The following is a 10238-nucleotide window of genomic DNA, read 5'->3' as shown; positions in this document are numbered from 1 at the left end:
ATCTCTATATAATTTTACTATAATTATTACATTTTCGGAATTTATTTGCTCGAAATATTTTTACTCTTTAGAGCTGACGACTTATGAAAATTTATGTGTTATAAATAATATTTTTATGCAATAAATAAAATAAATGCAAAAATAAAAATATTACTTCTATTTTTTAAAAATTTTATACAAATTTCCCTTAATAATAAATAAAGTTAATAATTAATTATTTACATAATTTAATTTTTAAATGTAGAATTTATCGTGTTATAATAAATTCTACATTTCATATGAGACGAGGTGATTATTATTACTATTGAACAAATTCAATACTTTTTGGCAGTAAAGCAATTTAATAATTTTTCTAATGCTGCCAATGAACTTTGTATTTCTCAGTCATCTTTATCTAAACAGATTAAATCTTTAGAAAATGAACTAGATATATTATTAGATGTTAACTTTCCACATACAGCTAGTGCAAAGAAACTTGCAACTAAGAATCCAACTATAACTGGTACATTAAGTCCAATTGCTAATACTACTGGTATAAATGGTGTAAGTAAAGCTATTACTGGTGCAGCCTTAACTTCTTCAGTTTGAGGTGCTTGAGCTGCCCATGCATGTACTCTTTTCTTCTTTTTCATAAAAATAGCTGGAATTACTATTGCAAATAATAATTGAACTCCTAAAGCAACAAATCCCCATTTTAAATATCCACCGTTATAGAAATGAGTTTGTTCTCCATTAATACCTAAGAAGAAAGCTTGATATTGATTAAATATTACTGGATTTATATAAAGTCCAGCACCTATTGATAATAAGAATGATACAATAGCTAATAACTTAGGTATTCCAAGTGATAGTAAAAAATGAAGTTAACTAATACTCCACCCCATCCTTCTGGACCTCCTTGGAATACTTTCTTTAAAGCATCAACAATACTCATATTGACTATATCACTATACTTCGATATAAAGTCTTGATTAGTCACTAACGCATTACCTATCAATGGTAGAACTGTCCATATAACAGCCATAATGAATATTCCTGTCATAAGGTTTCCACCCTTGACAGCATATACTACTAATCCCAAGAAAGATATTAATAGTAAAATCCCTAGGTGATTTTTCTTTTCCTATTAATTCATTAACTATTGATTGAATATAAGGTTAAGCTACATGTTCAGGTTCTTTATAATCAATTATTTCTTCTTTTCCGTCAATTATAACTTTTATAGGACCATAGAATAATCCAGTTGTGCTTATTCTACCCTTATCTCCTACGATTAACATTTCTTCTTCATCATGGTCTGCAACATAACACCATATTCCGTTACCCATAACTCCACTTTCAGTTTTGAAAATTGCAGTAACTGTATCTTCAACATCATAGTATCCACCATAGTTTTCAGCTAATCCACTTACGTTTTCAATTTTTCCGAATAAGTATTCAACTATATCTAAAACGTGAGCAACCATATCTACAAATTTACCGCCACCTGCAGCTTCTGGTCTTAATCTCCATGGTAGGTTTTCTCTATCTAAATCAGCTTCTTCAACTTTCATAAATTGTCTTAAATGAACAAAGTTAATCTTTCCTAACTTTCCACTATCGATTATTTCTTTAATCTTTTGTATTTATCCATACCTCTTCTATAGAATGCTACATAAATTGGTAATCCAACTTCTTCTGACTTTTTAATCATTTCTTCACAATCTTCATAAAATAAATACATTCAATTCATTTTTGGAATACATCTATTCCAAAAATGAATATATACGTGTTATATTTTGTTATAATATTATCTTAATAAATCAACTATTCATTAACATTATTATTAAAAATCTACTTTATACCTTGTATACTAGACTAGAAATACCAGCTTTTTATTATAATTTCTTAAATTTAATTTAACTTTTTTATTATCCAAGCAATAATATTGACTTTATATTTTATAATCGATAATATTAAATAATTATTACAAAATATTGCTTATTCTTTAACATTATTTTATTACACTTCTTCTAACGTAAATTAAATCAATTGTTTAGTTAATAATTACAATATAAATACCCCCTGTTATGAAACAGGGGGTATTTATATTGTAATTATATCTTAATTTAAGCAGAAATTATCGTGATAAATATCCAGTATATTCACTTGTATGAAGAAGCTTATTAGCATTTTCTATTCTCTCTTTAGTTGGAGCATCTACACCTTTTAATGGATAATCCATCCCAAGTTGTTCCCACTTATATTCTCCAAGTGAATGATAAGGTAATACTTCTACACGATCAACATTATTTAAAGACTTAATAAACTCATCAAGCTTTATTAATTGTTCATCATTATCACTTCCACCAGGTACAAGTACATGACGAATCCACATAGGTTTATTTATTTCTGATAAATATCTTGCCATATCAAGAATGTTTGTATTAGTCCATCCAGTAAGTATTTTATGCTGTTCTTCATTTATCTGCTTTATATCAAGCATTACAAGATCAGTCACTTCCATAAGTTCTTTGAACTTACTAAAGAAAGGTTCTTTTCTTGTAAAAGGATTTCCTGAAGTATCAAGTGTAGTATTAACACCCTTAGCCTTAGCTTTCTTAAAGAAATCTATTAAGAAATCTATTTGAAGAAGAGGCTCACCACCACTTACGGTGATTCCGCCTCCTTTTTTCCAATAAGCTTTATATCTAAGAGCTTGAGCTAAAAGCTCATCTGCAGTTTTTACTTCTCCGCCATCCATTTTCCAAGTGTCTGGATTATGGCAGAATTGGCATCTCATATGACACCCTTGTAAAAAAACTACAAAACGTACTCCAGGTCCATCAACAGAGCCAAAACTCTCTGTTGAATGGATTCTTCCTGTAATTTTATCAGGATTAGATTGTTTGATGGAATGTTCTTGAGATAACATCTAATTGTTGTTCTCTTGTTAAATCGATGAATTTAACAGCATATCCTGATACACGGATAGTGAAGTTTGCATATTCTTCTTTTTCTGGATGTTCCATAGCATCTTTTAATTTTTCGATACCAAATACATTTACGTTTAAGTGATGTGCACCTTGATCAAAGTATCCATCTAACACTTTAACTAACTTATCTATTTGTTCATCTTCATTATGTCCTAATGCAGATGGGCTGATTGTTTGTGTATTTGAAATACCATCTAATGCCCATTCGTATGGTAACTTAGTTAATGAGTTTAATGAAGCAAGTAATCCGCTTTGTTCTGCACCGTAAGATGGGTTAGCACCTGGTGATAATGGAGTCCAAGCTTTACGTCCATCTGGCATAGCACCTGTATACTTACCATATACTACGTTTGAAGTAATAGTAAGGATTGATGTAGTTGGTTCTGAATCTCTGTATGTATGTCTCTTCTTGATCTTGTCAAGGAATGATTTTAATACATATACAGCTATGTTATCAGCTCTATCGTCGTCGTTACCGTATTTAGGGAAATCTCCTTCTACTTCGTAATCTACAACAATACCAGCTTCATTTCTGATTGTCTTAACTTTAGCATATTTGATTGCTGAAAGTGAATCTACTACGTGAGAGAATCCAGCTATACCAGTAGCAAATGTTCTTCTTACATCTGTATCAATAAGAGCCATTTCTGCTGCTTCATAGTAGTATTTATCATGCATATATTGAATTAAGTTTAATATATTTACATAAAGGTCTGCTAACCAGTCACTCATTTGTTCATATTTAGCAATTACTTCATCATAATCTAAGTATTCTGAAGTGATTCCTTTGAAGTCAGGTCCGATTTGTTCACCAGATTTTTCATCTATACCACCATTGATAGCGTATAATAAACATTTAGCAAGGTTAGCTCTAGCTCCGAAGAATTGCATTTCCTTACCTGTTTGTGTAGCTGATACACAGCAGCAGATTGAATAGTCATCTCCCCATACTGGTTTCATAACGTCATCATTTTCGTATTGGATAGAACTTGTATCTACTGAAATCTTAGCTGCATACTTCTTGAAGTTTTCTGGAAGTGCAGAAGAATAAAGTACTGTTAAGTTTGGTTCTGGTGATGGTCCCATGTTTTCTAATGTATGTAAGAAACGATAGTCGTTCTTTGTTACCATGTGACGTCCGTCAACACCGATACCAGCAACTTCTAGAGTAGCCCAAGTTGGATCTCCTGAGAATAATTCATTGTAAGAAGTTATTCTTGCAAATTTAACCATTCTGAATTTCATTGTGATATGGTCAATTAATTCTTGAGCTTCTTCTTCTGTAAGAACACCATTATCAAGGTCTCTTTGTATATATATATCAAGGAAAGTAGAAATACGTCCTACTGACATAGCAGCACCATTTTGAGTTTTTATTGCTGCAAGATATCCAAAGTATAACCATTGAACAGCTTCTTTAGCGTTTTTAGCTGGTTGTGAGATATCATATCCATAGCTTTCAGCCATTTTCTTCATTCCAGCAAGTGCTCTATATTGTTCTGAGATTTCTTCTCTTTGACGAATGATATCATCTGTCATAGTTCCATCGCCACAGTTATTGAAATCTTTGAATTTTTCTTCCATAAGAATATCAATACCATAAAGAGCAACTCTTCTGTAGTCACCTACGATACGTCCACGTCCATAAGTATCTGGAAGTCCAGTGATGATATGGCTGTGACGAGCTTTTCTCATTTCTGGAGTGTAAGCATCGAATACTCCTTGGTTATGTGTTTTATGATATTCAGTGAAGATTTTATGTAATTCTGGATTTGGTTCATATCCATAGTTTTTACAAGATTCTTCAGCCATTCTTATACCACCATATGGCATGAATGCTCTCTTAAGAGGTTTGTCTGTTTGAATACCAACAACTTTTTCAAGATCTTTTAAAGATTCATCGATATATCCAGGGCCATAAGCTGTAAGTCCAGCAACTACTTCTGTTTCCATGTCAAGTACGCCGCCCTTAGCTCTTTCTTCTTTTTGTAATTCCTGTAATCTACCCCAAAGTTTGTTTGTTGCATCTGTTGGACCTGCAAGGAAGCTTTCATCACCATCATATGGTTTATAGTTCTTTTGGATGAAGTCTCTTACATTGATTTCTTCTTTCCATAGTCTTCCTTCAAAGCCAGACCATTGTTCTTTTTCTAACATGTCCGTTCCTCCCTAGTATATTTATATACATGTATTTTAAGATTTATTTATTAATAAAATATAAGCTAAACAAGCTAAACTCAATAAAACCCATAAATTTTTATAAAGTTATTAAATTTATATAAAATATTAATATGAATTTGATACAAAATCTCATATTATATTACTTATTTAGATTATGTTTCACTATATATATTTTATATGTTATCTAATATTTTGCATAGTATATTTAATTAATTTTAAAATATACTTATAAAAATATATCATTTTATATTATTTATCGATTTTTTTCGACATTATTTTTATTATTTAATAAAAGAAAGCGTGTTCAAATAACTTTTTTCATATTTATCAACGTATATTTTTAGAAAATATAGTAAATTGAAACGCTTACCATAAGCAATGAAAATAATTTATTTATTAAACTATTAAAATTACACATATAATTAAATTTCGTGATTAGAATCACGCCCCATAAAATCAATCATATTAATGTAATAATTCTTATTATGAATTACATAATATTATATATTTTAATTCATAAGCCATTTTTTCATTAATTATTTATTATCTTTTGTGAAAAATATTTTTCTAATTCATTATAATTTTCTTCAGCTATCTTTTTTCTATCTGCTATTTTCCTTATTTCTTCATTATCTTTCTTTATACTAGTTTGAATGTTATTTCTAAAATTTTCTATAGTTGTGAGCAATTCCTCTCTTATTTTAGGAATTATATCTATTATTCTTTTTATTCCATAAACATACTCATCATCTGTTAAACTAAAACATTGGAATAATCCAGAAGTAAGTCTTCCATTAGAAAACATATAAATGTATCTATCCTTCATTTCATCTGATAAATCAACCTCTATTTTATGTTTGTATAATCTAAAGATTGAAGCACCATCTTTTACAAATACAGGAAATATACTTTCGAAAAGCTTGATTATATCATCTTCTTCATCAGTAAGCCCAGTAAAATCACATTCATTAAGCTTTATTGATATTTCATCTGTAAAAATACTATTTTTGATTTTATTACTAAATTTAGCTTTTAATCTTTCTTCCTTATCTTCCATAAAAAAGTCATCAATAGAATGTTTTATTTTTTCTATGGATGCTAGTCTTATCTTTTTTTCATTAGTCATAATTATTCACCTCATAATTTAATCATCAAAATAAACACAATATTTACTTCAACATTAATTCTTTATAAGTTAATCACTTATCCACGTATAGTATAAATCGATTTTTTATAAAAAAATATAAATATCTTACTTATAAAAGTAAGATATTTATCTTTTCTACTGTAACTTTGCATCAGTAATTTTTTCTCTAATTAATTTATATATTATTTAAGTAATTCTTCTATATCTTTTTCTATCTTTTCTGGCTCATAAGTTGGAGCATACCTCTTTACTACATTTCCTTCTTTATCAATAAGGAATTTAGTGAAGTTCCATTTAATTTCATCATTTTCTGTTGAAAATCCATGTTCTTTAAGCATCTTATAAAGACCTTCTGAAGATTCATCTTCTTCTGCCTTTGGTGCCTGACTTCTTAGATATTTATATAAGTCAATTGCATTTTCACCATTAACATCAATTTTAGAAAAAGTCTTAAATGTAGTGTTGTACTTAAGTTGACAGAAGCTAACTATTTCATCATCAGTTCCTGGTGCTTGAGCAAAGAATTGATTACATGGGAAATCTAATATTTCAAATCCTCTATCTTTGAATTTGTCATACATTTTTTGAAGTCCTTCATATTGAGGAGTAAATCCACATCCTGTTGCAGTATTTACAATAAGTAATACCTTTCCCTTATAATCACTTAGTGAAACTTCATTTCCATTTACTTCTTTTACTTTATAATCGTATATCATATCTATTTCTCCTTACGTTTATCTATATTTTTTCTTTATAAATACTTATTTATTATATGTTTATACTGAATTATTTATAATTATCAATTTTATTTTTTTCTCTTTAATTCATCTATATATGCAACAGCTGATAATGCAGCAATATTTCCTTCACCAGCAGATTTTATGTATTGATAAGGTGTTCCAACAATATCTCCAGCCGCAAAACATCCTTTTAAATTACTTTGCATTTTTCTATCAACTTTTACATGACTTCCATCCATCTCTAACCCTGGTACAAGTTGACCTGGTGATACACTATCTCTTAGAATAAAAATCCCATCAGTTTCTATTTCTGAATTCTTAAGTATTAATTTTTCTACTTTTTTATCACCTTGTATTTCTTTAGGAACATCATTAATTACTTCTAAATTAGAATTCACTTCAACTTCTTCCTTATACATAGGTATATAATATACTTTAGATGCAATTGTTCCTATAAAATTAGCTTCATCTTCATCATGCTTGTTATAAGCGATTATTGTAACAATTTTGTCTTTATAAAGAGGTGCATCACAAGTTGCACAATATCCAACACCTTTTCCTAATAATTCTTCTTCACCTTTAAATGGCTTTCCGAAATTAACTCCAGTAGCTAATATTACTGTTGTTGCTTCATACATTTTGTCATTTGCCATTAATGAATAATAATCACCCATAGCATAAATATTATTTATTCTTTCTTCTGTTATTCTTATATCCATTGATTCAAGATGTTTTTTAAATTCATCTGCCAACTCTCTTCCGCTCTTTCCATAAAAGCCTAAATAGTTATTTATTTTTTCTGCTTTAACTAATTTACCACTAAGTTCATTACTTCCAAAAATAATAAATTTCTTTTTTCTTATTTGTGCATTAAGTGCTGCTGATAATCCTGCAGGGCCACTTCCTATTATTGCCATATCATATCTTTCACTCATGAAAAATTCCTCCTAAATTAATTTAAACTACCACATTTAATATTTTAACCAACTTAATTATACTTATGTTTCAAACCACTTATCCTAATAGTCTTTCAATATCTCCCCTTATTTTACCCGGTTTTGTAAGAGGTGCAAATCTATCAACAACATTTCCTTCTTTATCAATAAGGAATTTAGTAAAATTCCACTTTATTTCACTGCCTAACATTCCTTTTGTATTCTCTTTAAGATATTTAAATAATGGATGTGCATTTTCACCATTAACATCTATCTTTTCAAACATTGTAAATGATACTCCATAATTTATAAGACAGAATTCACTTATTTCTTTATTTGTTCCTGGATCTTGATGTCCAAATTGATTACAAGGGAAACCTAGTATCTCAAATCCCCTATCTTTATATTCCTTATACATTTCTTCAAGTTCAGCTAATTGAGGAGTAAACCCACATTTACTTGCTGTATTTACAATAAGAAGTACCTTTCCTTTATATTCTTCCATCTTAATTTCTTGCCCGTTCATTTTCTTTGCTGTAATATCATAAAAATTCATAATTAAAATCTCCTATCAAATTAATTATATAATTTTGAAAAATTTAATTTAATAAAACTAATTAAGTTAAAAAATATAGTTTTTAATTTTTCTTCTATGTTTTTTCCAATAATAATTTTTTATTATATTATGATAACTTATTTAACATCTTATCTACTAAACTTTTAAACTGAATAGCCTCATTTTTATCTATTTTTAATTGACAGGCTATTTTTTAAGGAATTTCAAGGACTTCATTCTTAAGAGTACTTCCCTTCTCTGTCAATTCAATCATAACAACTCTGTCATCTTCCTTTGTTCTATACTTTTCTATAAGTCCCATAGACTCAAGTTTTTTTAATACTGGTGTAAGAGTACCTGAATCTAAATGAAGCTTCTTTCCAAGTTCTTTAAACACTATCTTTTTTTCCTCCCATATTACCAGCATTGTAACATACTGAGTATATGTAAGGTTTAATTTATCAAGATAAGGTTTATACAATTTTATTATTTCTCTTGATAGCGCATATAGTGGAAAACAAAGCTGATTATCTAATTTTAAAACATCATATTTATCCATAACAACCTCTATCATTTAACAATTCAAAATTTAATCAAACAAAATTTAATTTTGTTCAATTGATAATTTTATTATAACTATATTTTATTTATTGTCAACAATAAATCTTTAATTTCATTCTTATTTTTCTCGATATTTTTAAAAATATTCAATAAACAATAAAAAAATATAGGATTTTAATGCCCCTATTTATTTGCATCATCTATTTTCTTAATAGTATCTTGAATAATCTCATGCCTTAATGTTTTAATATAAAAATATTCATAAATATAAGAGATGTATTTTATATATGTATATACTCTTATAAAATATAAAAGCTTTAGACACATATTAATGCCTAAAGCTGTAATTATTTTTATTCAACAAAGTTATTATTAATGTATTTAAATCTTATTTTGTATTTAACTTAATTTTCCATCTCATAAGATATTACACTTCCAGTACTTGCATTTATCTCATAATCATATTTTTTATTGTTATAAGAAAATTCTATTTCATACTTCCTTACTCCATCATCAACATCTAACTTAGCTTTTGTAAATGTAACTTTATCACTTGTTAAATTTGCATTCGTTAATGCTATTTCCTTTGCCTCATTAACTGATATTTCATTTTTACTTTCTCCTGATGCTTGTGTCTGAATTTGTTCTGTATTGCTTTTATTATTAGCAGTTCCATTATTTTGTGTTACTTGATTACCACATCCTATTAAAGCTATACCCATACTAATTATAATGGTTGTTAATGCTATTCTTTTCATTTGTAATCCACCTTTCTAATTTTATTATTAATATTCTAATTTATAATCTTCAGGATTATACTTATGTCCTGAATCTACTAAATGATATCATATTATCATACAAGTTTTTAATTTTCAACAAAACAATTCCTGTATATTATTTGTTATACAGACTATCAATTTAAAAAACTCTCTCTTTTTAAATAATCTTTTACATTTTATAGATTACCCATTAAATATTTATATGAACAAATTTTGAAGCACAATATCCATATGATGCAATGTCTTTAAATGATTTGCTGAAGTAAGCTCTTGCAAATCTACAAACCGGAATAGGCATGCTATCAATAATTCTAACATCATCATTTGAAAATATGGATAATTCAGAAAAGTACTTTTGTATTTC

General features: G+C 28.1%; 10 protein-coding genes and 3 pseudogenes. 1 reads left to right on the top strand and 12 read right to left on the bottom strand.

Translation table 11 applies throughout. The features are described from left to right. Nucleotides 1–288 precede the first annotated feature (288 nt). Nucleotides 289–372, top strand: a pseudogene (locus HF850_RS16180) (hypothetical protein); the annotation flags it as partial. A gap of 8 nt (nt 373–380) precedes the next feature. On the opposite strand, the gene HF850_RS15915 reads toward HF850_RS16180, so the two are convergent. From HF850_RS15915 to HF850_RS14790, 12 genes and pseudogenes are all read right to left on the bottom strand, one after another. Beyond that, nucleotides 381–632, bottom strand: a complete 252-nt coding sequence (locus HF850_RS15915) for a hypothetical protein (RefSeq protein ID WP_243159511.1) — start codon at nt 630–632, stop codon at nt 381–383. A 191-nt stretch (nt 633–823) separates the two neighbouring features. Beyond that, nucleotides 824–1042, bottom strand: coding sequence for a hypothetical protein (locus HF850_RS15910; protein WP_243159510.1), 219 nt, complete (start codon nt 1040–1042; stop codon nt 824–826). A gap of 115 nt (nt 1043–1157) precedes the next feature. Further along, nucleotides 1158–1553 (bottom strand): Gfo/Idh/MocA family oxidoreductase, encoded by a 396-nt coding sequence (locus HF850_RS14835; RefSeq protein ID WP_243159509.1) that lies wholly within the window; start codon nt 1551–1553, stop codon nt 1158–1160. 566 nt (nt 1554–2119) lie between these two features. After that, a complete protein-coding gene (gene pflA / locus HF850_RS14830) occupies nt 2120–2914 on the bottom strand; it encodes a pyruvate formate-lyase-activating protein (RefSeq protein WP_169106202.1) in 795 nt (264 codons plus the stop codon). After that, entirely contained in the window at nt 2880–5132 is a 2253-nt protein-coding gene (gene pflB, locus HF850_RS14825; RefSeq protein ID WP_169106201.1) for a formate C-acetyltransferase, read from the bottom strand. Before pflB ends, pflA begins: the two co-directional genes overlap by 35 nt. A 556-nt stretch (nt 5133–5688) precedes the next feature. After that, entirely contained in the window at nt 5689–6282 is a 594-nt protein-coding gene (locus HF850_RS14820; RefSeq protein WP_169106200.1) for a hypothetical protein, read from the bottom strand. A 203-nt stretch (nt 6283–6485) separates the two neighbouring features. After that, complete coding sequence (locus HF850_RS14815) at nt 6486–7019, bottom strand: glutathione peroxidase (protein WP_169106199.1); 534 nt, start codon at nt 7017–7019, stop codon at nt 6486–6488. A gap of 89 nt (nt 7020–7108) precedes the next feature. After that, nucleotides 7109–7978, bottom strand: a complete 870-nt coding sequence (locus tag HF850_RS14810; protein WP_169106198.1) for an NAD(P)/FAD-dependent oxidoreductase — start codon at nt 7976–7978, stop codon at nt 7109–7111. Nucleotides 7979–8057: 79 nt separating this feature from the next. Continuing rightward, complete coding sequence (locus HF850_RS14805) at nt 8058–8534, bottom strand: glutathione peroxidase (protein ID WP_169106197.1); 477 nt, start codon at nt 8532–8534, stop codon at nt 8058–8060. A gap of 127 nt (nt 8535–8661) precedes the next feature. Next, nucleotides 8662–9093, bottom strand: a pseudogene (locus tag HF850_RS14800) (MarR family transcriptional regulator). A gap of 406 nt (nt 9094–9499) precedes the next feature. Next, nucleotides 9500–9853, bottom strand: a complete 354-nt coding sequence (locus HF850_RS14795; RefSeq protein ID WP_169106196.1) for a PepSY domain-containing protein — start codon at nt 9851–9853, stop codon at nt 9500–9502. Nucleotides 9854–10085: 232 nt separating this feature from the next. Further along, a pseudogene (locus HF850_RS14790) lies at nt 10086–10238 on the bottom strand (IS982 family transposase); the annotation flags it as partial.

Origin of the sequence: Clostridium sp. SM-530-WT-3G, assembly GCF_012843905.1 — a bacterium.
GTDB lineage: Bacteria > Bacillota > Clostridia > Clostridiales > Clostridiaceae > Clostridium.
Note: the sequence above shows the minus strand (reverse complement) of the source record. Positions and strands in the feature narration are given on the sequence as shown.